General features: G+C 41.9%; 26 protein-coding genes and 1 tRNA gene. 1 reads left to right on the top strand and 26 read right to left on the bottom strand.

Annotation, left to right across the window (positions count from 1 at the left end; all coding sequences use genetic code 11):
* Positions 1-4 precede the first annotated feature (4 nt).
* A tRNA-Pro gene (locus C7Y70_RS13220) sits at positions 5-81 on the top strand.
* Positions 82-649: 568 nt separating this feature from the next.
* Here C7Y70_RS13220 and C7Y70_RS13210 read toward each other — a convergent pair.
* The 26 genes from C7Y70_RS13210 to C7Y70_RS13090 all read right to left on the bottom strand — a co-directional run bounded on the left by C7Y70_RS13210 (position 650) and on the right by C7Y70_RS13090 (position 21,917).
* Complete coding sequence (locus tag C7Y70_RS13210; RefSeq protein ID WP_135475265.1) at positions 650-1,366, bottom strand: zinc ribbon domain-containing protein; 717 nt, start codon at positions 1,364-1,366, stop codon at positions 650-652.
* A 111-nt stretch (positions 1,367-1,477) separates the two neighbouring features.
* Positions 1,478-3,976 carry a host specificity factor TipJ family phage tail protein gene (locus tag C7Y70_RS13205; protein ID WP_135475264.1) on the bottom strand — a complete coding sequence of 833 codons (2,499 nt, stop codon included), beginning with the start codon at positions 3,974-3,976 and terminating at the stop codon, positions 1,478-1,480.
* The gene (locus C7Y70_RS13200; protein ID WP_245321510.1) at positions 3,960-4,301 is read right to left on the bottom strand and encodes a hypothetical protein; all 342 of its coding nucleotides are present in this window, start codon (positions 4,299-4,301) and stop codon (positions 3,960-3,962) included. The genes C7Y70_RS13205 and C7Y70_RS13200 overlap by 17 nt, the downstream gene beginning before the upstream one ends.
* Before the next feature lie 59 nt (positions 4,302-4,360).
* Positions 4,361-4,852 (bottom strand): DUF1833 family protein, encoded by a 492-nt coding sequence (locus tag C7Y70_RS13195; protein ID WP_135475262.1) that lies wholly within the window; start codon positions 4,850-4,852, stop codon positions 4,361-4,363.
* A gap of 2 nt (positions 4,853-4,854) precedes the next feature.
* Positions 4,855-8,313 (bottom strand): GDSL-type esterase/lipase family protein, encoded by a 3,459-nt coding sequence (locus tag C7Y70_RS13190; protein WP_135475261.1) that lies wholly within the window; start codon positions 8,311-8,313, stop codon positions 4,855-4,857.
* 2 nt (positions 8,314-8,315) lie between these two features.
* Positions 8,316-8,783: a hypothetical protein gene (locus tag C7Y70_RS13185; RefSeq protein ID WP_167850827.1), complete on the bottom strand. Its 468-nt coding sequence runs from the start codon at positions 8,781-8,783 to the stop codon at positions 8,316-8,318.
* Positions 8,784-8,785: 2 nt separating this feature from the next.
* Entirely contained in the window at positions 8,786-10,912 is a 2,127-nt protein-coding gene (locus C7Y70_RS13180; protein WP_135475259.1) for a hypothetical protein, read from the bottom strand.
* Between the two features lies 1 nt (position 10,913).
* Positions 10,914-11,108, bottom strand: a complete 195-nt coding sequence (locus C7Y70_RS13175) for a hypothetical protein (protein ID WP_016899812.1) — start codon at positions 11,106-11,108, stop codon at positions 10,914-10,916.
* 44 nt (positions 11,109-11,152) lie between these two features.
* Complete coding sequence (locus tag C7Y70_RS13170; protein ID WP_058549623.1) at positions 11,153-11,488, bottom strand: hypothetical protein; 336 nt, start codon at positions 11,486-11,488, stop codon at positions 11,153-11,155.
* Positions 11,489-11,496: 8 nt separating this feature from the next.
* On the bottom strand, positions 11,497-11,955 hold the full coding sequence (locus tag C7Y70_RS13165; RefSeq protein ID WP_135475258.1) for a hypothetical protein: 459 nt from the start codon (positions 11,953-11,955) through the stop codon (positions 11,497-11,499).
* 1 nt (position 11,956) lies between these two features.
* On the bottom strand, positions 11,957-12,355 hold the full coding sequence (locus C7Y70_RS13160) for a hypothetical protein (protein WP_135475257.1): 399 nt from the start codon (positions 12,353-12,355) through the stop codon (positions 11,957-11,959).
* Positions 12,352-12,858, bottom strand: a complete 507-nt coding sequence (locus C7Y70_RS13155) for an HK97-gp10 family putative phage morphogenesis protein (protein WP_135475256.1) — start codon at positions 12,856-12,858, stop codon at positions 12,352-12,354. Before C7Y70_RS13155 ends, C7Y70_RS13160 begins: the two co-directional genes overlap by 4 nt.
* A complete protein-coding gene (locus C7Y70_RS13150; RefSeq protein ID WP_135475255.1) occupies positions 12,851-13,180 on the bottom strand; it encodes a phage head closure protein in 330 nt (109 codons plus the stop codon). Before C7Y70_RS13150 ends, C7Y70_RS13155 begins: the two co-directional genes overlap by 8 nt.
* On the bottom strand, positions 13,177-13,785 hold the full coding sequence (locus tag C7Y70_RS13145; RefSeq protein ID WP_135475254.1) for a hypothetical protein: 609 nt from the start codon (positions 13,783-13,785) through the stop codon (positions 13,177-13,179). Before C7Y70_RS13145 ends, C7Y70_RS13150 begins: the two co-directional genes overlap by 4 nt.
* Before the next feature lie 5 nt (positions 13,786-13,790).
* Positions 13,791-14,045 (bottom strand): hypothetical protein, encoded by a 255-nt coding sequence (locus C7Y70_RS13140; protein WP_135475253.1) that lies wholly within the window; start codon positions 14,043-14,045, stop codon positions 13,791-13,793.
* A 53-nt stretch (positions 14,046-14,098) separates the two neighbouring features.
* Positions 14,099-15,343, bottom strand: a complete 1,245-nt coding sequence (locus C7Y70_RS13135; protein ID WP_135475252.1) for a phage major capsid protein — start codon at positions 15,341-15,343, stop codon at positions 14,099-14,101.
* A gap of 69 nt (positions 15,344-15,412) precedes the next feature.
* Positions 15,413-16,156, bottom strand: a complete 744-nt coding sequence (locus tag C7Y70_RS13130) for a head maturation protease, ClpP-related (protein ID WP_135475251.1) — start codon at positions 16,154-16,156, stop codon at positions 15,413-15,415.
* Positions 16,153-17,400, bottom strand: a complete 1,248-nt coding sequence (locus tag C7Y70_RS13125; RefSeq protein WP_135475250.1) for a phage portal protein — start codon at positions 17,398-17,400, stop codon at positions 16,153-16,155. Before C7Y70_RS13125 ends, C7Y70_RS13130 begins: the two co-directional genes overlap by 4 nt.
* Entirely contained in the window at positions 17,400-19,115 is a 1,716-nt protein-coding gene (locus tag C7Y70_RS13120) for a terminase TerL endonuclease subunit (protein ID WP_135475249.1), read from the bottom strand. The genes C7Y70_RS13125 and C7Y70_RS13120 overlap by 1 nt, the downstream gene beginning before the upstream one ends.
* A gap of 10 nt (positions 19,116-19,125) precedes the next feature.
* The gene (locus tag C7Y70_RS13115) at positions 19,126-19,587 is read right to left on the bottom strand and encodes a P27 family phage terminase small subunit (RefSeq protein WP_135475248.1); all 462 of its coding nucleotides are present in this window, start codon (positions 19,585-19,587) and stop codon (positions 19,126-19,128) included.
* A gap of 92 nt (positions 19,588-19,679) precedes the next feature.
* A complete protein-coding gene (locus C7Y70_RS13110) occupies positions 19,680-20,057 on the bottom strand; it encodes an HNH endonuclease (protein WP_135475247.1) in 378 nt (125 codons plus the stop codon).
* Positions 20,047-20,343: an HP1 family phage holin gene (locus tag C7Y70_RS13105; protein ID WP_135475246.1), complete on the bottom strand. Its 297-nt coding sequence runs from the start codon at positions 20,341-20,343 to the stop codon at positions 20,047-20,049. Before C7Y70_RS13105 ends, C7Y70_RS13110 begins: the two co-directional genes overlap by 11 nt.
* Positions 20,327-20,485, bottom strand: coding sequence for a hypothetical protein (locus C7Y70_RS20535; protein WP_167850826.1), 159 nt, complete (start codon positions 20,483-20,485; stop codon positions 20,327-20,329). Before C7Y70_RS20535 ends, C7Y70_RS13105 begins: the two co-directional genes overlap by 17 nt.
* A gap of 16 nt (positions 20,486-20,501) precedes the next feature.
* Entirely contained in the window at positions 20,502-20,930 is a 429-nt protein-coding gene (locus tag C7Y70_RS13100; protein ID WP_135475245.1) for a hypothetical protein, read from the bottom strand.
* On the bottom strand, positions 20,923-21,396 hold the full coding sequence (locus C7Y70_RS13095) for a lysozyme (RefSeq protein ID WP_135475244.1): 474 nt from the start codon (positions 21,394-21,396) through the stop codon (positions 20,923-20,925). Before C7Y70_RS13095 ends, C7Y70_RS13100 begins: the two co-directional genes overlap by 8 nt.
* A gap of 179 nt (positions 21,397-21,575) precedes the next feature.
* Positions 21,576-21,917: an antiterminator Q family protein gene (locus C7Y70_RS13090; protein ID WP_167850825.1), complete on the bottom strand. Its 342-nt coding sequence runs from the start codon at positions 21,915-21,917 to the stop codon at positions 21,576-21,578.
* Between the last annotated feature and the right edge of the window lies 1 nt (position 21,918).

Below are 21,918 nucleotides of genomic sequence, written 5' to 3'. Positions count from 1 at the left end.
TAGTCGGTATGTGGCGCAGCTTGGTAGCGCACTGTCATGGGGTGGCAGGGGTCGAGAGTTCGAATCTCTCCATACCGACCAATTATTTCCCTTTAATATCTAACACTTACACAAAATTAAAAGCCAACTTCTAAAAATCTATTTGTATTAGATTTGTATTACGTTTGTATTATTATTTTTTACCGCTACTCAAAAACTCTCTTTTAAGCATTAGAAATATTTATTAGTCCTACCAATTACCAACTCAGCTGTAACTAAAATCGAACTTGCATATTACGATGTTTTTGATGAGATAATAGAAATCACTTAAGGATATGTAACTTTAGGGTTTCTAAAAATTATTGTAGAGTTATTTTCAATAGCTCTAATTACTGTTAACCATATGCAGTAACATTATTGGCTTTTTAATAGGGTTACGTATTGCTATTGTTCTAAACGGCTCTTTAACTAGTGGATAAGAAAAATGAAAGCCGATAACTCGCGGTATTTTCAAAAAATCATACTTAATCTACTTCATTGGTTTATTTTGCATGGACGTTATACATGTATAGCGAGAAAGCCTAAGTTCTGACGTTGTACTATTAGGATTTGTTTGACTATAAAGAAAAAACTGAAGCGTAAAAAAGCAGCTATACAGCTGCTTTTTTAGTTATAAGGAAGAGCATTTTTGCTGTATTTCTTGAATTGCTTTGGATGAACCTCTAAGTGAATAATTAAAATATACCCTATCTTGACTGTGCCATTGAAGTTCAAGCTTTATATTTTGAGAATTTTTTAAATTCAATAACGCTTTTTTATCTTCTCTAAAGTGAATAAAACGGCTCCCCCAATCCTGAGTTAAGCCTACAGTCTCAACTTTATCGTCCCATTTCAATCTTGTGTTTATTAAGCTATAACCATCTTCAGTTGATGTATTTGTTAAATTAGGAGCATTAGAAAAACCAAAATATACCCACTCACTTTTACCATCACACCCCACACCAATCCAGCTATCAACATCACTGTATGGAAATTTCATACCTGGTACTGGATATGTGGTTTTTGAAGCTGCATAGAACGTAACTTTACCTGTCATTTCATCTGTAGCTGAAGTAGTCAACCAATCTGTTAGCGGTTTAATTTTTTCTGCTTTTTCTTTAACTACCTCTTCGGCCTTAATATCTGATTTCTCGGTTAATACAGGCTTTTTATAGTTCGAATTTGGAGTCGATCTTTGGCTAGCTGAGTAAACCAAATAAACTATTAAGATCAACACAAACCAAGTAATTAAAGATGTTTTTTTAGCGGGCTTAGCACCGCATTTTGGACATGTTTTTGCTTTTGAACTAACTTCGGCACCACACTCTTTGCATTTTATTAATGCCATTCCTTTCTCCATGAGTTTATTTTATTCCAAGAACATCTTGTAAAATATATGTTTTAACGAATGTAATCAACTGCAAAATACTCGTTAAAATATACCCGCCACCGCAATAATCTACGCTGCCGGCGCTAAACTGTCGTCGTCCAAATAAACTCTATTATCATCTAGTTCTGCTGTTACGCTAACTTGGTCTGTGGATGATGGTTTTATATCGCGGATCAATACGCCGTTACACCAACGTTCGCTAATACCAAACATGTATAGTGGTGGTTCTATTGAGCCATCAAGCACTGGTGCAAAGTCTAAATCAGCATCTATTATTATCTCATTGTTGGCTTTTCCTGGTATCACGTTATATGGTCCGGATAAAGTGCCGTCTGGTTTTCTAAGTGCCAATATATGAGATTGGCCGTTCTGCCACTCTAAACCTATATGATCAACATAAATAGAACGCCCAGAAACACCCTCTACAGTACCGCTTTGTTCATAGCCTGGTATATCATCAGCAACTGCACAATAATCTAAATACTTTGAATTCAGCGCATCCATTTCCGTTTTAAAATCAAAGCGAGTACGGCGATATCGACGGATACGGCGTTTACGCATACCAAACTGATAAGCTTTGTCTCGGTTTGTAACACCAAACGCCCTAACCTTTTCAGGGTTTGAGCCTAAATCACCAGGTAATAAACACATAATTGTTTCTGACTTCCATGTGGCTGGGTCAAAGTACTCGACTTCTACGCCATCAGGTTCATCGTCATCAATCAATTTTATAGAGCGTTTTAACATACCTACATAGTTATCTGGTTGATACATGTGCCGGTATATCGTTCTTTTTTGATCACGTACTGGGGTAATTTGCCCATAGTCAATGGTAGGCTCTGCAAAGCCTACAGCGAGCACACGTTTTAATACTTCAAACATGGTGCTTTCACTATCAAACACAGCATTAAATTCATCACCACGGTTGTGCCAAACAGGATGTAGTGCTTCAAGCTCTGCTAACCCAATTTTACTATCGCTGTGGCCTGAACTTCGTATTACATGTGCAAAGAACGGTGCTATATCAGTTGTTGGCCTTGGTGCACTCCACGCGCCATTTTCGTATACAGGTAATACACGTGTGCCGATTAAGTTAAATTTATTTTCTGCAGTGCCAGCTAATGCGTTGGTACCACGAATTTTTACAGCAATTGTTGTCATACCATCATAACTGGTGGCACTTTCTAGCTCTGATTTAAGTGCTGTCCAATAGATATCATCGTAAATACGAGTATCATCTGTTGCAGCTGTTACTCGCTTAACACGAACTTCAGGGCGAATTTTAGTGGGCAATGTAAACGGCTGCGTTCTTCCGAGCTCATCATTTGTTGATGCGCTATACGTCAGGCTATCAAAGGCCGTCCACTCACTGTCACCTTCATGGCGATATTCTATAAGTAAAGTAACTGACTTACTTAAAATATTGCCGTTATCGTCAAGCTCCCCTAAGCCTCTTGGCATTCTAAAATCTAACCAAAGCTTATCTGTCAACTCTCCTGCGGGGCACGCAAAGAATGGCCCATTAAATTGGCCATCCCCGCCACCATCTTCTACGGCCACTGTTGCTGAATTTGAGTTTTCGCTCACAAAACCTGTCCAAGTAGGATCATCTTCGAACTGACCGTCAACTTTATTTACTTGGCTACCTGATGTGTTTTTGTTTAACAACTCAAAGTAACCATCATTTTGACCATTTAGCGTGCCCGATATTGTCAGAATTTCGCCAATCTCAAAAGGTGGCATCGTAGGGTAACGTATTGGAGCGCCGAGCTCTGGCTCAAACTCAACTTGAGTGACAATTAATTCATCATTTGAAAAGTTATATTCATAATGACTTCGGTCACCGCCCGTAGTTAATGTTCTACCTTTTAATTCGATGCCGGTACTGCCCGACGTCGAGCCAACTTCACTTGATGTAAATATATTGCGGTGCGCTTCATGCGTTGTTACATCTTCGCCAGGGGCAAATACTTGATAATCAATATCGCCAACATAACCACGGACGGGTGTATCAGCGATATATATTTCTTCCGGTAAAATTTCATACTCACCTCTGCCGACACACAGCATAAGATACAGCCACTGTTCATTATTAATAAACTCACGGCGTGGCATAGTTAAGTAGTCTGGGTATATTAAATGACGTCCTGCGGTTTCTGGAATGATCCCCATCAAACGTGGTTTGTTACCTTGCGTATTAACATCATAAATACTGCTACCATCAGGTGTGGTTGAATTGTAATTATCGGGTATTTGGTTTGCGGTATATACCGCATAACCGACAGCGATTACAGCAATAACCGCATAAGCGATAGTGGCAGGCTCTTTTGGCTCAACAATGATACTTACATCATCCAACACCTTAAATTGATAAGTTTTCCAATTTGTAGGCAATAAGATCTGCTTATTGATAAGCACAGTAAAAAATGGTTCTTCACTTTCGTAATAAGCAGGGACATTTTCAGTCAGCCATTGATGTAGTGTCGAACCAACCTTACATTTACAGGGCTCTATTAAAGAAGGATCTAATTTGTTTGGGTAAACTTTAATATCAACCCACGTATTCATAAAATTTAACCTCTTTAAATAACCGCTTGAAGTCAGCGATGCTGTCAATTGATGGCCCTTTACGGCGGGATGTATGCAGTATTTCAAGCTTACCGTCGATCAATTCAACCGTGCCGATGTGAATTAAGCTACCAAACTTAAAACCGCACGCCACAACACCAGATGATGGCTCGCAAGCTCTAAAGTTCGAAACAATTTGTTGGTAGGCTTCAGTAAGCAAACTTTTATCGTCGGGATGAATATGACCAAACGATTCGAATAATGGTTGCCCATAATAGTGATGGAGGCGATGCCGAGTTTGACCCCAGCAGTCAAACCCAGACATATCTCGCCCCTCATTCACATATGGAACACTTAAATAATCATTAATTGTGAATGCCATAATTAACTGAAGTATTTGAGCCCTGGGGCAATGGAAGGTGTATAGCGCATGTTAGGCCAAGCTTTATTTACTAGGTCATTAAATGATGCAACTACATTTATGCTCTGTGCAGTAGCTTGAACGTCAGCAGCTTTCATTGTAACAGTCGGCTCTGCAGGTTCACTTAAATCACTGGAAACATAGACACGGTATATAACATCAATTTTTACGCCCGCACCTATAGCCTGATCAATAAGTGCAAGTGCTTCACCAGATACATTATCAATTTGAAATTGTAAGTCCTGGCGCCCTTTGACACCTTTTTGAGGTAAAGAAACACCCATACCGCTGGCTTTAAATATAACCATGTCGCCATTTTCAATGCCAGCGATTTGGTCATCAAAGCCATCACAAATCCTAAGCTCCCATAAATCGGCAGCTTTAAGTTCTAATGTGTGAATGGGAATGTCGTTAACTGGGGCGCTGGCGTAAATGCGTTGGAGTACTTGGCTCATGATTACCCCCAATATTTTAAAAAAGCCCATATTTCATCGGCCATTTGATAATAACCACTCTCATTTGGATGAACTGAGTTTGTATTTCTAAATACTTTTTCAGAACTTCGGCTACTAACATCAGTGGTAGAGCTTGGAAAACCATGAACTGGGTCAATTGTGTATTGAACAGGGCAAAGAAATACATCGCTTCCTTCGCTGTCTTTATACGCATTAACCATGACTTGGTTGTAAATTAAAATATTGCGTTTATACCTAGCACGAGTCTGGCCGCTAGAGTAATTAAAACCAAACGCGCTTTGCCCTTTACAGGGTGGAATTGTCACCATGACAGCAATTCTAATATTTGGGTTGTAACTGTGAATATTATCTATAAGTAGATTCAATTTTGTTACATTAGCCAAGGCTAAACTAGTAGCTCCTTCATCACTTGTTTGGCCAAATACATCATTTATACCTAAGTGAATGAAAACCCAATCATCAGTTCCTATTGTTAAAGCGTTTTCAGCTAAATACGCTGAGAAATCGACCCGTTGCGTTGAATCATTCCAAAAAGGATTTCCGCTTACTCGAGACCAACTATCAAAACCAATATTGTCGTCACCTATACCTGAATCTTTAACTAAGTTACCTGAAGAAATAGGCTCATCAGTTCCGGATTTTCTTTCTAGAATTAAGTAACCATCACCATTAGTTAAATGATTTTCCTGAACTCGATATACAGAATTATTATGTGCGTATTGAGTGCTATTGATGTATGGCTCAACCGTTAAACCTGTAACATTAAATCTAAAGAACTCTCGTCCAGCCGTTGTATAGTCATCAACTCGCCAACCTCCACGGCCTTCATGCTTAACATCACCGCTACCTATTGTGCCAATAGTGGTTATGTTCATAACATCAGTGGAAGCTAAATTAACCACTTCCCCGACATACTGGCCGCCAGCTGTTGTGCTATCTCCAATAAACAAGCATTTCCTAGTTGCACCGTTGCCAGAATCGCTATCTGCCACTCTGACAGTTAACGCTTTTTCCCCCCATAAGTTCTTACCATCTTCAGGATCTCTAATTTGAACGTTTAAAGCTAGGTTAGAACTACCAGACGCGATTAACCTGAAGCATTCATCTAAGTGCAATCCTTGTGAACAAGCTGTATCCCAAGCATATTTTTCCATATCTGCAGCAACTAGATTGTCAAAATATAAATTGATTTGACTGCCTTCCAGCGCATAAATTTGGTCTGCTCCGTAAAGCTCTACAGATTTACTTTCTTCGGCACTTTGTAATTCAACCGTTTTACGAATTTTATAATTAAATGCTACCGTGGGGTTCGTTACTAATAATAGCTGAATTCCTAAAGGTGGGTTACCTGAATAGGTTGTCCAACTCGACCCATTATTTACACTGTAGTACGACATGCCTGCAAAATTATCAGGCGAACCCGTAGCATCTCCACATACAGCTTGACCTCCTACATCATTAACAGCACGGTATGTCACACCCATAAAACCTGAGGTAAAATCAGCGTTATTTAATGTAATTGGCTCTAACGTTTCAGGACTTAATAGTAAGATAGTCAAATCAGTTAACAAATCGTCTTCTGGGTCTACTGATATAGAGCCTTGAGCCAAAACAGAGCCTGTAGGGCATCGACCGTTACGAACTTCAATCAATATAGTTGACCATTTATCGGTGTCTAAATTTGGCGTTGTTCTGCCAATAAATGGCAAACGGATCGCGTTTATATCATCTTCTACTGGATACAAATCGCAGCCCCAGCCGCAAAACGGCGCTGTTCGTTTATTGTAACCGGGGCTGTTAACTAAATTCTGATTTTCAAAACTTTCATATTGAAGTTTTGTTTCTTTCTGAATAACCTTGTTTAAAGTTTTACTCTCTGAAGTGTTAGAAAGATCTAGCTGACCAATGTAATTGTAATCTTCACTTTCAGATAATGACGCAAGATACTCAGTTTCTATTGCTAAACTTTTATTCCCTGAATATGTCAGCCATTCACCGGTTGAGATTTTTTTGTACTGACTGGAACCACCGAATCCATTTATTGTTGCTGTACCATTCCCTGCAGCCGCTAAATTAGCAGATACGTTCTCAGCCCAAAAACCAACCCAATAAACTTCTGGTAAATCAGTCTCTGTTAAAGTGATAAGCTCTCCTGTTGCAGGGCTTTTAAGCGCTACTTTGGTAACAGGTATGTTTTGTTTACTTTTAACATAAACAATGCCCTCAGCAAGTAAAGCGCCACTCGAATCTGTAGATCTAAGCTCTACATAAATCGTTTTGATTTGGTCTTGAGGTGTTAGCGATTTTGTTGGCAGACCAGGAATACTAACAGCATTTATAGACTTCCCTGATTGGCGCTGGAGTGTTTGACCATAACCACATATATCATCTGCTTCACCTCGTGAAGTAAACGCTGGAGAAGATATCATATTGTTACACTGATTAATTTGCGTGTAATTCAAGGTAGTTATAAGGCTAAACACATCTCTCAATGATGCCAATTGACTATCTAACTTTGGCAAGTCGATAAAGTTTTGGCTCTGTAGTGTACTGATATCATAAAGTTCAACTGGCGGAGGATAACCAGTTCCACTACTAGTTTGTATCCAATTTGTCAGCAACTCACCAGTTCCACTTGTTAAATACATCTGTTTATTGATTGTGCTCGCATCTTGAACATCTACATATCCATTTACAATATGCGGCATGACTCTTGATGATTTATCTAATATGTCCATTGAATAATACAAAATACCAGCAGGTACATAGTTGGTATCAATCAACTTACTGAACGGAACCCAACTAAAACCAGAGTCAGTAGTTATAACAGTGGTTTCGGCTATTTTGGTTAACTTATCTGCTGACCAAATGCGAACTCTAAGCGGGGAGCCAGGAAACTCCACATTATAAAATACCTTCAGCATATTAAAAGCTGTTCCGTCCCAATCGAAAGGCGCTGCCCAACCAGTGAAAGTAGACGTAATTACTCGTTTGTCACCTATGTCACCTGCCTGATACGTTCTCAGCTTTTCAGATACTGTCAAACCAAATAATTGATTAGATATAGGTGTTGTTAATGTAGCAGCCCCTTCTGAAACTCCTAATCTAGAGTTAAATTCATTGAATGGGTCATAACTTGATTTAACCCACGCTACGTCTGAATAGCCATACAGACCATTATTTGCAGGAGTGTCATTCCACACTTCTGCAAGCTCCCCTGACGGTGGTGCTCCTGCTGCGACCATTTCTGCCTTAGTTTCAAATGCTAATCTACCTTGGACTAGAGCTTGAATAGCTGAAAAATTATCTCTAATGGCCTTTGATATACTATCTTTAGTTACACCATTCACTTCGACAGTTTCATCTTCTGCACCCGCCAATATTGTATTCAACTGCTCTAGTAAAGTCTCAAGCTCCGTCACTAAACTAAAAAATGACATTTCTAATTCTCCTGGTAAGTATCTAAAGCGTCAGAAACGCCATTAACAAATTCATCTAAAGTATTTGGTTCTAATAAGCTGTTAGCAGTGGCTTCCTCACTCACTATCTGCCGCTCTTTAATTTCGATATTCGCGCTGTAACTCCAAAACCCGCCATTGAAACTGCATGACTCCAGCGGGCTTTGTTTAAAACGTACATCGTGATCAATTAAGCCTTGGGGTGTGCGAATTGGCATAACAAACCAGTTAACCGCATCGTTGGTACCGTGTTTCACAAACCCTTCTAAAATAGCGGCCTGGTCAGCCTTCAGTTTCCACGTTGCTGCCATCGTCGTTGGCACTGATTGAAAGCGCTTGCGCTGCCGAGCGCGACCGCTTGCCATTTCAGTTCTTAATAAATTAGGGTTTTGGGATAGCCGGTGAGTTGAAACAAGGGGAAGTTTTAGGTCTTTGGGGTATCGAACTAACATACTTAGAACCCCTGCCTTTGTAAGCCATAGGTGTTTTCAAGAACCATTGAAGCTTCGCCTCCCTGTCGAATACTCGTCACAAATATGTTGATAACTTCTTCACCTGATGGGCCTGAACTGCGTGTTGTCGAACCTGCTCTACTTGCATCTTCAAACAAGTTCACCGTTACATTCGAACCTAAGGTTTGACCTTTTGTGTGATCGACAACAGTCTCTTGAGGGTGCAGCATGGCTAACTGACCACCTTTTCCATCGAGGCCACCTGTCCTTGGTCCATCCCAGGTATAACCACCACCATCGAAAGAAGCTAAACCGCTCACTTTGCCTGCATATAAACCACCTGCTGCAATTACAACACCCGCAGCAGCTGCACCGAGCACGGGGCCCACATACGGAATATCAGCAAGTGCGTTATAGGCTTTCATTGCGGTGTCGTAAGTATTAGTCCAAATGCTTTGTAAGGAATTACGCTTTTCTTCATCAAGCATTGTTTGCCCAATACTCATGGCTGATTTGGCATAGCTAGCGTTCTTACCCTCCATATCACCAAAGTAACCACCCATTACATTAAGTAAGCCGTTATAGCCATCCTGCATCATTTGATTACGCTGCGCCTCACCTTCGGCTAGCTTCTCTTGATGCTCACGTTCTTTGTCTTCACGAACCGCTAGCTGCTCTTGCTTAATCAGGCTTATATTTTGCTCATGCTGTGCTAATGCTTGCTCTTTTGCGGTGTTGTATTCGGCTTCTATCTCAGCGGTGATTAGGTTTTTGTCACGCAATAGCTGAAATTCGCGTTCCATTTCTTGCTGTTTACGTTCAAAGCGGCGGTTCTCGAGCTCGACTTCTTTGCCGTCTTGCGCTAACTGAGCATCAAATATTTGTTGGTATTGGTTACGGGCTGATTCAATTAGCTTTTGTGCTTTTTCGTCAGCCACTTTAGGATCTGAATTTACCAATAAATCGCTCAGGTCTTTCTTTTTGGGATTGTTTACTTGCTCTTGTGCTGCGGCTTCAAATTTAGTTTGTACATCAGTGATCCATATTTTGATTTTTTCTGATGGCATAGGCGCCATTGATAAATCACTAAGCTCTTTGGCTAAGCTATCGGTAGTTTGTGATACTGAATCAGCAAAAAAGTTAATTTCGTCTAACGTTTCAGTGTCAAAACCTAAGGCGTCTCCTAATTTACCACCAACTTTTGATGCAACAGTGCCTACTTGCACTATGCCATTTACGAGTTCGGCCATAGCCTGGCGAACAAGTAAAAAAGTTACTTGTAAACCTCGGCCCATATCAGATAAAAACCCAAGACCTGAACCAACTTTAGTTACGACCTGTTGGGCAATAGAACCAAAACCACCGGCTTCTTTTGCTGATTCGGTCCACATATCTGAAATAGCGCCAATAATAGGCGCTGTTTCAATGGCTAGCGTTTGCCCAAAGCTGTGTGTGGTTTTTTGTGCTTTATCGAATGCATCGTTTGCCATCTCAACTTTAGCAGCATCGATACGATCGAACGTCATACCTAGAGCGTCGGCTTCTTGCATCATGGCGGTTATGCCATCAGCGCCCGCGTCCATCACGTTGATCATCTTAGCGCCCGATTTACCCATTAAGCTTTGTGCTAGGTAAACTTTTTGGCTTTGGTCTTCAACGCCTTTGAGTTTGTCGGCAATGACTTTAAATTGCTCTTCAGGTGCAAGGCCTTGCAACTCTTGAACAGATAAACCTAAACCATCAAGCGCATACTTAGCTTCACCGGTGCCCGTTTGCCCCACTTGGCCTAGGTTTTTTTGCATGGTTTGCAGTGATTTATTTAGCTCTTCGTTAGAAGCACCATATAAATTAGCGGCATGCTGCAAACCACCTAAAGCCTGAGTAGTAATACCTAAACGGTCTGCTGTTTTAGCTTGTTGATCAATAAACTCTGCATTTTTTGCATAAATAGAGGCATACGCGGCTACACCTGCTGCGCCAAACCCCGCCATTACTTTAGCGCTACTGCCTACCATTTTGCGGGTTTTATCAGCCCACGATGAGGTTTTTTTATTGGCTTTATTGAGCTCAGCAGTTAACTTGCCACTTTTACCGATTAAATCGATAGTGAGCGTTGCAATTGATGCCATGTTAATTTCTCTTTTGTTTACGCCAAGGACAGGTATTTAAAAACGCTTCGGCTTCGCGGCGTTTTTGCTCGTATTCAATTTTTCGTTGTTCGCTTCTGTCGAATGTCAGGCCCATTTTTAGCCCTTGATGGACTAAGCGCAGTTCCAGTTCGTCAGCTGATAAGCGTTTATGAAGGTCGTAGAGTGAGCAACCCAAGCTATCTGCTAGGTTGCAGAGCGCTTGTAACTCAGGTTGCTGTTTTAGTTTTTTTCAATCGCCTCAAGGTTCTCTTGAGCAAGGTTAGTGAAAAATAACCCAGTAGTGTGGATCATACCCAGCTGCTGCATATCAATAAGATTAGGCAGTTTGGCGGCTTCTTTATCGTCAAACTTGCCATGCAGCATGTAGTACGTATTGCGCTGCGCCATTTTCTCAAGCTTTTTAGGGTCGGCGTGTTTATCGCTAAATAACTCACGGGCTTTTACTTCATCCATTGCCGGCAGTCGGTGTAATACAATTTTACCTACGCCTTCAATGTCAAACTCACGGGAAGAAGTAGGTAACTTCCCCGCCATAATTTGGGCTGCTGTAATCATTTAACCCCCTAAGCTGCTGGTAGCGTTGAGAAGTCAACTTCTTGCAGCTTGCCAATGCATGCAAACATTTGTTTACCTGAATCTTTACCCGATTCACCGCTAAAGTAATCGTGTGGTAAAAATTCAACATCTTGTACTTCGCCGCTGGCGCGGGTTACTTTAATGCTGATAGGTGTGCCGGCCTTTACCATATCGCAAAACGCTTTTTGATCTACATTGGCTGGTTTATGGCGAAAACTAAGCTCCCAATCTTGGTCCTCAGGTAGGCATTTTTCACTGTATGAACGTCTATCGGCTGCAATGTCAGTATCGTCTTCATACACTTTGCCAGAGTTAATTTGTGGGATGATGTCGAGCCCTGGCAATATAGCGTCAACTTCACCCACACCCGTAGTACAAAATTGCAGTGTAGACTTATGTGAATCAACCGTATCAGCGGCTGGGGTAGTTACTGGAGTAATTGGCATTTTAAACCTCGTTATTTATGGTGTGGTACTTAAAAATGTATTCGTATGACTCGCGGTATAACTTCGAGCCGGTTTCAAAGTCGGGTATGCGGCCTTGTTTAAGTGCAAGCTGCACGTCTACTTCATCATCAACAAACCCTTGTTTGTTAAAAATGTTTGCAAGCTCTTTGGCTATTGCTTTGGCATTAGCGGGTAGCTTGCTGTAACAATCAAATTGAATGAGTGCTTCGCTTTGGTTGTCTTCCATGTGTATTTCGATTGGAGTGTCATCGTTGATCACACTAAGCAGCACATAGTTATCGTCTGAGTTATGGTTAGTCGTTAAATGCAGTGCATTACCAATTAAGGCGTTAAGCGCTTCTGATGCGAGTGCTTTTGTACGTATACTGTTTTCTATCATGCTGGTTTGTTCTTTTTAGCAATGCGACGCTGGGCCAGATTGATACGCTTAGCTAAGCCACGGTTAATCACAACTACGACTTGATTAGTGCGCTTTTTAAAAGCTTGGCGAATAAATGGGTCTGCTTTTTGGTTGGTTGTGCCATATTCTACTTGCACTATGTAAGGCACTTTAAACACACCCACACGTACAAGCGATACAACGCCTTTACCAAAACGGCGGGTTTCTCTTCCTTGCCGGTTAGTACTTGCCTTTACTTGAATACGCGATCTTAAAAAGCCTGGGCGAATCTCGACCTTTTGCCCTTGCTTAGTTTTAACTAGCCTCACTATGTCTGACTTTGGTGCATTGCGCTGCATGCCTTGCTGGTATTTAATTGCACCTTCTTTTATCGCGCTGGTCATCATACCGGTGGCTTTCTTTGCACCCACTTCTTTGGCTATATCTAGCAGTGCTTTTTCCATTTCTTTAAGACCAGAAATATCAATACCTGTATCAAGCATGGGTTATCTCCTTAACCGCGATAATGGTTGATATGTTTGCGAAGTCTTGGTTAACAGGTGTACCAATGATTTCAAACACACGTTGCTTATAAACAATTTGATGTATTGGGGTTATTTGATTGCTGTACCGGCACGAAATTGTGTGGGTTATTTCGCCGATTAGCTGGCCGCTTTGTTCAAACTCTTTAGCTGCTCCCGTTTGGATGTTTACCCAGCGGTAAAATTCATGCTCATGGCTGTTTGTGTTATAGCCGTCATTTGACTTTACACCTTCACCAAAGCTGGCTTTGCAATTGTATTTAGCTGCTGGGAGCGATTTCATAGCAGTTCAACCGCCAGTTCATCAGCAATGGCTTTAAATGCATTTGGCATGTCGTAAAGTTGCACTGGTGCGGTGTCTTCACGGTTACGAAACCAATCTGCAATTAAAACTAAAATAGCTTGTTTTGCTAGGTCGTATTTATCCTGGTCTAGCATGGTGGCGGCATCAATTGCATTGTCATCAACCCCAGCATGACCAAATACACATTCTATTTGTACGGCATCAGCAACTTTAAAACCAACCGCTGGCCATTGCCCACCTAGTTTAGGAGTAATTGTGGCCGTTAATCCATGTTCAATTACACGGTATTCACTTGGGTCAATAGTAACGAGCTGCCCCAAGTTATTAATATATTTAATTGATGTGATGCTCCGAAGCGGCGCGTAAGGCAAGTTTATTTCTTTGCAGAACTTGGGCAGTGCAAACTGCCATGTTTGCTCTACTAATAACCGGCCACTACGTTGTTCAAAACGTTTACGCGCTCTAGGTACCAAACTTTGCAAATAATCATGGTGATCATCATCAGCATGGGTATGTGCTGCCAGTTCTTCTACAGTGAATGGCTCAATACTTGGCGCCTGTATTAACTTTCGGAGCATTTTCATTATGGTTACTCTTTGCCGTCAGTGTTTTCGGCGTTTTCACTTTCTGCGTCTTCATCAGTCGCATTAAGGTCAACAACTTCAACTTCTAGCTCTTTGCTGCAGTAGTCAACCGCTGCTTTGTCACTTGATAACTCACCTACTTTAATAAGTGGCTCAAGTAACTCAGCATCGCCTTTTACAAGTGCGTTTGGTTCAAAAGATTGATCTGCAATTACACATGCAACCAGTACACGTGCAGTAATTAGCTTTTTAGCTGCCATGGTCAAATTCCTTAAATAAAAAAGCCCCTTTACAGGGGCAATTGGAGCATCAATTAAGCGGCTGCATTTTGGTAGTACTTAACAGCACCACCTACATCGATGCAGCGGCCACCTGTGCGCATAAATGCTAAGAAACCAACTTGGCCCTTGCGGCTATATGCACTATCTGTGAAGCGGAAGAACAACATTTGCGATACATCACGCACAATGTATTTAGAAAAATCACCAAACAAAACCGACTTAGCGTTAGCCGCCATGGTTGGAATGTGTTGGTTTGTTGCATACGGTTTGCCTAAAATAGTATTAGGCTCTGAGGCTTCCATACCCGGTAACCAAAGCGGGCGGCCTTGCAGGTCTTTAAGTTTTTTAACCACTTTGATTGTAGCGTCGTTCATCATGTAACCGCATTGCATGCTGCGGCGATACGCAGGGTCTACGCTGTGTTGTAAATCAACCAAGTCATCATACGTAACGGTTGCAATTTGGCCTGCCCCCCCTACTTTTCCCGCTGTGGTATCAGCTAAAATACCGTGTGGTTTGCCAGTACCATCACCATTAATAAAGCTATCTTCTGAGGTGCGGCCAATACGCATACCAATTTGGCCATTAATGTAACCTTCAAGGTCAAACTGAGTGTCTTGCAGTAATTGGAACGGTACTGCAATCACTTTAGAGCTGATCATGTGCGTATCAATGTTACGAACACCAAATGAAGTATCTTCATCATCTGCGGTGCCATTTTCCGCTAACCACTCACCTTGCTCAGCGGTTGCGTTAGCCGTAGGCCAAGGAATTGTAGAGCCAGTTGCTGTAGGTACTACGGTTGCAAGCTCACGCATGCCGCCATACGCTTTAAGCGCTTGTGAAATACCCGGTGCAATTTCGTCAGCTGTTAAATAACCGCCTTCTGAACCGGTGCCTGTGCTCATGGTATTTTTAGGGCTGTCGATACGGGCTTGTACTGCACTGCGTTGTTCTTCATTGAGCGCCGACATACCACCGCGTAACCACGATGCATAAGCGGCTTTTTCTTGGTGAAGTTGGTGCTCTGCTTCATCAGTAGAAATACCGTTATTATCGGCGCGGTCTTGGATGGTTTGCTTTGACTTAGCTTGGAGGTCGAGCACTTTTTGTTGGCGGTCTAAATCACCATCTAGCGCATCAATTTTAGTTACTAGGTCGTCGTATTTCTTTTGCTTGTCATCGCCCCATGCTTCATCTTTAGGGTGATCCGATACCAATTTGTTTAGGGTTACAGCTAAATCTTTTCGCTGCTCACGCTTTTGTTGGATAGACATATTTCAATTTCCTCAATTTTAAGTACAAAAAAAGCACCCGTAGGTGCTTTAGTAGTGGTGCCAGCGGAGCTAGCCAGTAGTTAGCAGCATGTTGGCAAATCGCTCTAGCCGTTCACGCTGCACAAATTTATCTTGTGGTTGTTGGGGTTTAGGTGCATTTTGATATGACGTTAAATCCCATGCTTTATTGGTTGTTGAATCGCTTGTGCCTTCTTGCATAATGCTATCTACAAAGCCATGCTCTAGGGCTTCTTGTGCAGTAAACCATGTTTCGTTTTTCATCCAGGTGCGTACTTGTTCTTCACCTGCTTCAGTGCGTTTTTCGTAGTCGTTTACAATGGTGTTATCGACTTTATCAAGCATATCGGCGGTGTCGCGTATCTCTTGTGCATTTCCAAGGGCAAGTGTCCAGGCGTAGTGAATCATATAAAAGCCCGAATCAGCTATTTCAATAGTGTCACCTGCTAATGCAATACGTGTTGCTGCACTGGCTGCTATACCATCAATATGAACATGGATTTTTGCAGAGTGCGCTTTTAAGCTTGAGTAAATAGCGGTTGCTTCAAATACGTCACCACCTGGGCTGTTAATATAAACATCGATGTCGGTTGCATCAGTAATGCTTAGCAGGTCGCGTTTTATCATTTCTGCTGATACGCCCCACCATGGATCAATTACATCGTAAATCAAAAATGCTGGGCGGCTTTCGCCTGCGTTGGCCAGTGGTGATTGTTGCTTTACTTGATAACCAACTTGGTCACGGTTTTGGCAGTTATTTTTAACTAACTGCATTAATTTGCGGCTGTTATTCATGATTCGTTTTCCATTGGTTGATTATTTGCAATTGGGTCGTATGGCAAAGCGTATTTACCACCAAATTCAGGTAAGTTTTCGAGCTTACGAACTTCGTCTATGCTCATCCAGCCGGGGCCTTGTGAGCCACCAATTGCTTGGCGGTAGGCTTCGTTTCTGTCTTTAAGCGTTAAGCGCATTAAATTAGCGGCTATAAACTCGGCAAACATCGGTTTGTTTAAAAACAGTTTGCGGTTTAGCTCTTGTTCAAAGCGGTTAAGGTGTGGCCCTAATGTAAAACGTAAGAACGATAAGCCAATTTCACCTATACCTGAGCCCCATGATGTTGATTTTTGCTCTTGGTTTACCATAAAACTAGGTAAACCAAATGCGCGGGCTATATCGGTAATTTGAAATTCACGTGATTCAAGCAGCTGTGAGTCTTTAGCTGATAAGCTCAATGCTTTAACATCCGTGCTTTCATCAAGAACAAGTGGGAATTTTGAGTTTTCTACACCGCCATAGGCCTTAACCCATGCCGTACGGAACTTTTCTTTTTGCTGTTCATCCCATTTGCCTTTTTTAACAACGGCTACACGTTGCGTTGAGCCCGATTTAAAGAACTCGCCGCTGTGTTGCTCCATGGCCAGTTCAAGGCCAATGCTGTTAAACGCGCCCCACTGAATAACCGACATAGATTTAAGGCCGTTAAAGCCAAAGCCAGGAAAGTGCAATATGTCGTCTTGATCAAATCCGCGGGCAGTACCATCAAGTGTAAAAAAGTAATTTAGCCTTCCATTGTTATTAACAACGTTCATACCGACTGGGCTAATTGGTAAAATCTCTTCTATATCACCATTGCGATCACGTAATAACACGGCATAACCATCGCCATGCAGCAAAACACTTGAAACCATGAACTCCCAAAACGTTGCAGCACTCCACACTGCTGTGGGTTGTAGGTTAAAAAGATTAGCTAAAGTGTGGTTTGCAAGGCGTTTTTTATCGCCTTTATCACCCCGCTCATATATATGTACGGGCATCTGCGCAATAGCACCGGCAATTAGGCGTACGCAAGCAAATACAATAGACACTTTCATTGATGTTTTAGGCGTTACAGCTGGGCCTGCCAATGATGGCATGACGCCAAACAGGTCAGATAAACTATTTATATCCTGCACTGTAATATCTTTTTGAGCAGCAGAGTTATTAACTGCTGGCGCGGTTTTACTGCTGAAACGACTTAAAAACGGGATATTAAACATTAGAATTCCAAAAACTCTTGGTTAGAACCATCGTCTTCTTCAGGCTGCCATGAGCCAATGAAGGCCAGCAACTTAGCGACGGCGGTATCAATTTTGTTGTCTTTATGTTCTTTCACTGGGCGGATATATTTACCGTCCATGGTTTCTTTGGCTATTACGTTGCCTAAGCACCAAGTAAGAACTGGATCACCGTTATGGTGTATGCGGCCTTGCCTGAGTAAGTTTTCAAACTCACGCATTGCCGGTGAAAAATTGGTGTAATTTTGTGACACTTTAATTGGCTCTATGCCTGTGCTGTTTTGCACGCGCTGTGCAATAGGTGCTGCACCTGCTGGGTCGTAAAATAAGCCTGTTACTTGGTAGTTTTCGTTATCGGTTTCGATAGCGCGTTCTACTTCGTCGTAATCTATGCTGGTACCTTCGCATTCAATTAAGTGGCCTTGGTCTACCCAGTCACGATAAATGTCTATTTCGTTTGCTTTAGCCTCTGTTACGTAGGTTTTAGCAAAGAAGTAGTAATGTAATTTGCCGTTTATCTCGCGGGTAAAGCAGGTAACATCGGCTGTTAAATCGTCTGATTCTGAAAGGTCGACGCCTTTTGTGCATTCCTCACCAGTAAATTGGTCCATTGTAAGGGTGCTATCAGCAGCTGATAACCAATCTTCAAGGTTAAGCCAAGATTCGCGAGCACCTACCCATAAATTAAGGTGCTTTGTTTTAAATGCGTTTTGCTTACGCGCTGATTGCCTTGCTTTTGAAAGCTGGTTTAAAAGAAACTCAACCTCTACTGATATACCAAAGTTAGGATTAGCCTTGCGCAGTGCTTCTTCGCTTTGCCAATCATCATCTTTATCTATTGTGTAAATCATTGCGAAAACAGTTTCGTCGGTGCGGGTTCCTTCAAGAATCTCTTGGCACTCTTTTTGGAATTGGCCACATGGCCCAAACCAATTAGAACCAGCTGTTGATATGATCCATTCAAGTGGCTGCTCTCGGGCACCCATGCCGGTGATCATCGTATCGCGTTGGTCGTCATCATCATGTTCGTGGTACTCATCACATAAATAACAACTTGGTGAACCACCATCGCCAGGATTACCAATTAAGCGTTCAAACTTGCCGCCGTCCGTTGTTTTTTCTATTTGCTGAGCAAACAATTCAATATTAAAACGGCGTCTAAATATAGGCTGTTTTAAAGCCATCTTTTTAGCTGGGTTAAACACTTCGTTAGCTTGCTTTTGTGTAGTCGCACCGCAGTAAACTTCAGCGCCTGGTTCATCATCATTCGCTAGCATGTACAAACCAATGGGAGCAACCCAAGTAGATTTACCATTCTTGCGCGGTACTAACGTGAATGCTGTACGAAAACGCCGGCGATGAGTTTTAATATGTTTCCAGCCATATACTTGGGCTGTTATCCACTTTTGCCAACCGCTTAGTTTAAGTAAACCTTCATGACCTTTCGCTCTAGCCCATTTGCCTTTTACATGGCTGAAGGTTTCTAAAAACCAAATGACTTTAAGTGCGGCTTCAGGGTCAAAGTAGTAAGGAAAGTCCTCACTGCCTGCTCTTGCTAGGTCATGACTTTCACGTTCTACAGCTAACATCTCATATTTGTTAGATGGGCGCTTGCCGCTTAATACATCAGATGCATACATTTCAATATCAGCTAAGTGATCACGTTGAAACGTTGGGTAATTACTACGGTTTTGCATTTAAATGAACTCAGTACAAGTCATCAAATAAACCAGGCTGTAAATTATTAAACCGTTGGTCTGTTGCTGGACTACCACCAATCTGATTTATCAAGCTGTTGAGCTTGCGCCAATCATCATTGTACTGACTAACCTCAGGCCGTGTTTTATGTTGAATACCGTTACGACCTTCAGTTGTATACTTCCAATTATTTTCATCTAAGTATGTAAGAGCCGCTTCCATGCGAGCAATTACAATACAGTACTCTTTAAAAAATCGAATATAGTGTGGCTTAAAGCGATTAATCTTTACATACTCAGGTATATCACTATTCCATACCTGCTGTTCTGGTTTTGACATACCACGCGGACGCGATTGGATCGCGATCTTTTTCGCGTCCTTATCGCTAATTTCCTTGTTTTCAGTAGAATTAGGGAACTGAACAACCTTATTAGTTGTGTCCTCTGCTACTGCTGGGTATCTACCTGCCATAATTACCAAATAATCTCTTTAAGTGGGTTTTTCAATTTCAATTCTGCCCCGCATAAAAATCTAATTGAGGGGGCGGTGTACGTAGAGTAGCGCTAAACTTTGCCTACCCCCGGGTTAAGACTTTCACGTGACTCAAGTGCTGTTTTTTCTTTATCACAAGACTGACAAATAGTCTGAAGATTATCTATTCTATCCTCACCGCCTTGACTGATAGGCACAATATGATCACATATACCATGGTAAGCACCGTGCAACTCAACAGAAGTCAAGACACCTTTGGCTTTACATATTTGGCATAAGAAGTTATCACGATGAAATATAAACTCTCTTGTTCGTTGCCACACACGGCCACCTCTACCTGATTGCTTATTACCATCACGCTTACGGCCAAACGGCACACGCTTAGGACATGACTTATCACGGTGTACGGCTCTGCACTTAGTGCACCAAGAACCAGGCTTAGTTGCCATTTAACTTATCCTGGCATAACAGCTGTGCTTGGTCGCTCTGTTGTAGCGCTTCCATTCTTGCTCGATGGAACTCTCTATCATCTTCATGCTTACGCGCTTCACGTTCATTACGTTTATGCTGAAACCAAGCGTTAACCAAGAAGGTTCCCGCAGCAAACACTATACCCAGTAATATGGCCCATTCGTTCAAGCTTAAAATCCCTCCAGCTGCTGCGCCTAAGCTTGCACTGTAAGTCGTTGCACTTACCGCTTTTTGCATAGCTATATCACTAGTCTCTATTCGCATTGTTCCAACTTCTTGCTCTTAATAATTGTTCATTGCACGCATCAATAACAGACTCTAAATAAGCCGTGTACTGGCTGTGCGATGCATTATCACCAACCGAATGAATATCAACTGGGCATGGCTGAATAAACTCATTAGGCATAAGCACAAACTCATATTTAGTTTGTACTATTGTCTTTACTACAGGCTCCAACCCTTGCGTACTTGAACACGCCGATAACAGTGCTAGGCACACAATCATTAGCCCAGGTCTTAGTTGTTTCATCAGTTGAAAGCCTTAACGCATCAAGTTGCGCAGTAGATTGTTGGAGTTGAGTTTTAATCGAAGTAAGCTGCTTTTGGTGATCAGCTCTTAACTTAACTAGCAAATCACGCTCTTTAATCAGCTGCTTATTCTGCTGATCAGCCTCTGCCAAACTATTAGCTAAATGCACTGCATGATTCTTATAACTTTGAACTGACGCTTTTAGCTGCTTATTATCATCAAGCACATTCGTTAAGTCTGACTTAAGGCCTACGTACCTAACAACAGCAATGCCCAGCATCGTAGCTAAACCTGCAAAAACAACTTTATTTAAACTAAGCATTGTTTAACTCACTCAAACATAGCTGGCGTTCCAACTCTCGACGCTTAACTAAACCGGCTAGCTTACGGCCATCGGCATAAACCCAACGTGGTAATTCATTACACGCCTTAACACGTTCATCGTTATTTAAGTATTTAAGCAATGTGCTACTACGGAAGTTCCCAGCACCCACGTTATAGTGAAACGACAAATAAGCAGCATGCTCACTTGTTGAAAGCGGTTGCTTAACCGCTCTCAATAACTGCTCATTATGAACACCTAAGTCCATAGCAAACAGGTTCAAACATTCAGTCTCAGTGTAAGTCTTACCAAGCTCAGCTGTTTGGGTATGCCCAAAGCAGGCCGTAACCACACCAACAGGATCCACATAACCTGTTCTTACCTCACCCTCAAATTCAGCAACCATCACACCAGCCAAAGCAAGAACGCCCGTCACACCAGCGGCTAATAGTTTGTTAACTTTCATTTAAGGCCTCAAACGTAAAAAACCCGCTAAGGCAAAACCTAAGCGGGTTACAACAACAGGATGTAAGGATAAATCAGCAGACACAAAAAAGCCCAAGGTGTTAACCTCGGGCTTTATGATGCAGCTTTGCTAAGCTTACCTGAATTAGTATAGTTATTGCGCGCGCAATTGCAAACTATTTATGCAGCAGTTTTAATTAAAACTCCCTTAGCCATCAAATGGCCCTCAAGCCAAGCAGAGCCACTTAACAGCAACTGCCTAGCCTTGGTTTCACCAATATCTAAATTCTTAGCAATTTGCCTAGTACTCAGATGCGAACGGTAACTCATCATAACCACTCGTTTAGTTTTTGGTGCGTACTGGCCTAGCATCGCCACAGCTTGGTCAATCAACAAACCCATATCATCATCAATAGACGTGATCACATCATTCGATGCAGAGCTCAACGTAAGCCCTAAGCCAGCCTGAGACCACACACCCCACTCATTAAGCAAATCATCAATAGTCGTAACTAACTGCATC

This window comes from Pseudoalteromonas sp. KS88 (assembly GCF_004766475.1).
Lineage (GTDB): Bacteria > Pseudomonadota > Gammaproteobacteria > Enterobacterales > Alteromonadaceae > Pseudoalteromonas.
Note: the sequence above shows the minus strand (reverse complement) of the source record. Positions and strands in the feature narration are given on the sequence as shown.

Excerpts from the sequence above, each read along its gene's own strand:
- C7Y70_RS13200 (WP_245321510.1), bottom strand. The coding sequence starts at position 4,301 with ATGTCTGGGTTTGACTGCTGGGGTCAAACTCGGCATCGCCTCCATCAC.
- C7Y70_RS20535 (WP_167850826.1), bottom strand. The coding sequence starts at position 20,485 with ATGCCTAATGAGTTTATTCAGCCATGCCCAGTTGATATTCATTCGGTT.
- C7Y70_RS13205 (WP_135475264.1), bottom strand. The coding sequence starts at position 3,976 with ATGAATACGTGGGTTGATATTAAAGTTTACCCAAACAAATTAGATCCT.
- C7Y70_RS13165 (WP_135475258.1), bottom strand. The coding sequence starts at position 11,955 with ATGCCAATTACTCCAGTAACTACCCCAGCCGCTGATACGGTTGATTCA.
- C7Y70_RS13135 (WP_135475252.1), bottom strand. The coding sequence starts at position 15,343 with ATGTCTATCCAACAAAAGCGTGAGCAGCGAAAAGATTTAGCTGTAACC.
- C7Y70_RS13095 (WP_135475244.1), bottom strand. The coding sequence starts at position 21,396 with ATGAAAGTTAACAAACTATTAGCCGCTGGTGTGACGGGCGTTCTTGCT.
- C7Y70_RS13130 (WP_135475251.1), bottom strand. The coding sequence starts at position 16,156 with ATGAATAACAGCCGCAAATTAATGCAGTTAGTTAAAAATAACTGCCAA.
- C7Y70_RS13140 (WP_135475253.1), bottom strand. The coding sequence starts at position 14,045 with ATGGCAGCTAAAAAGCTAATTACTGCACGTGTACTGGTTGCATGTGTA.
- C7Y70_RS13190 (WP_135475261.1), bottom strand. The coding sequence starts at position 8,313 with ATGTCATTTTTTAGTTTAGTGACGGAGCTTGAGACTTTACTAGAGCAG.
- C7Y70_RS13110 (WP_135475247.1), bottom strand. The coding sequence starts at position 20,057 with ATGGCAACTAAGCCTGGTTCTTGGTGCACTAAGTGCAGAGCCGTACAC.
- C7Y70_RS13100 (WP_135475245.1), bottom strand. The coding sequence starts at position 20,930 with ATGCTTAGTTTAAATAAAGTTGTTTTTGCAGGTTTAGCTACGATGCTG.
- C7Y70_RS13195 (WP_135475262.1), bottom strand. The coding sequence starts at position 4,852 with ATGAGCCAAGTACTCCAACGCATTTACGCCAGCGCCCCAGTTAACGAC.
- C7Y70_RS13160 (WP_135475257.1), bottom strand. The coding sequence starts at position 12,355 with ATGATAGAAAACAGTATACGTACAAAAGCACTCGCATCAGAAGCGCTT.
- C7Y70_RS13145 (WP_135475254.1), bottom strand. The coding sequence starts at position 13,785 with ATGAAAATGCTCCGAAAGTTAATACAGGCGCCAAGTATTGAGCCATTC.
- C7Y70_RS13115 (WP_135475248.1), bottom strand. The coding sequence starts at position 19,587 with ATGGCAGGTAGATACCCAGCAGTAGCAGAGGACACAACTAATAAGGTT.
- C7Y70_RS13155 (WP_135475256.1), bottom strand. The coding sequence starts at position 12,858 with ATGCTTGATACAGGTATTGATATTTCTGGTCTTAAAGAAATGGAAAAA.
- C7Y70_RS13150 (WP_135475255.1), bottom strand. The coding sequence starts at position 13,180 with ATGAAATCGCTCCCAGCAGCTAAATACAATTGCAAAGCCAGCTTTGGT.
- C7Y70_RS13090 (WP_167850825.1), bottom strand. The coding sequence starts at position 21,917 with ATGCAGTTAGTTACGACTATTGATGATTTGCTTAATGAGTGGGGTGTG.
- C7Y70_RS13105 (WP_135475246.1), bottom strand. The coding sequence starts at position 20,343 with ATGCGAATAGAGACTAGTGATATAGCTATGCAAAAAGCGGTAAGTGCA.
- C7Y70_RS13120 (WP_135475249.1), bottom strand. The coding sequence starts at position 19,115 with ATGCAAAACCGTAGTAATTACCCAACGTTTCAACGTGATCACTTAGCT.
- C7Y70_RS13170 (WP_058549623.1), bottom strand. The coding sequence starts at position 11,488 with ATGATTACAGCAGCCCAAATTATGGCGGGGAAGTTACCTACTTCTTCC.
- C7Y70_RS13180 (WP_135475259.1), bottom strand. The coding sequence starts at position 10,912 with ATGGCATCAATTGCAACGCTCACTATCGATTTAATCGGTAAAAGTGGC.
- C7Y70_RS13210 (WP_135475265.1), bottom strand. The coding sequence starts at position 1,366 with ATGGCATTAATAAAATGCAAAGAGTGTGGTGCCGAAGTTAGTTCAAAA.
- C7Y70_RS13185 (WP_167850827.1), bottom strand. The coding sequence starts at position 8,783 with ATGTTAGTTCGATACCCCAAAGACCTAAAACTTCCCCTTGTTTCAACT.
- C7Y70_RS13125 (WP_135475250.1), bottom strand. The coding sequence starts at position 17,400 with ATGTTTAATATCCCGTTTTTAAGTCGTTTCAGCAGTAAAACCGCGCCA.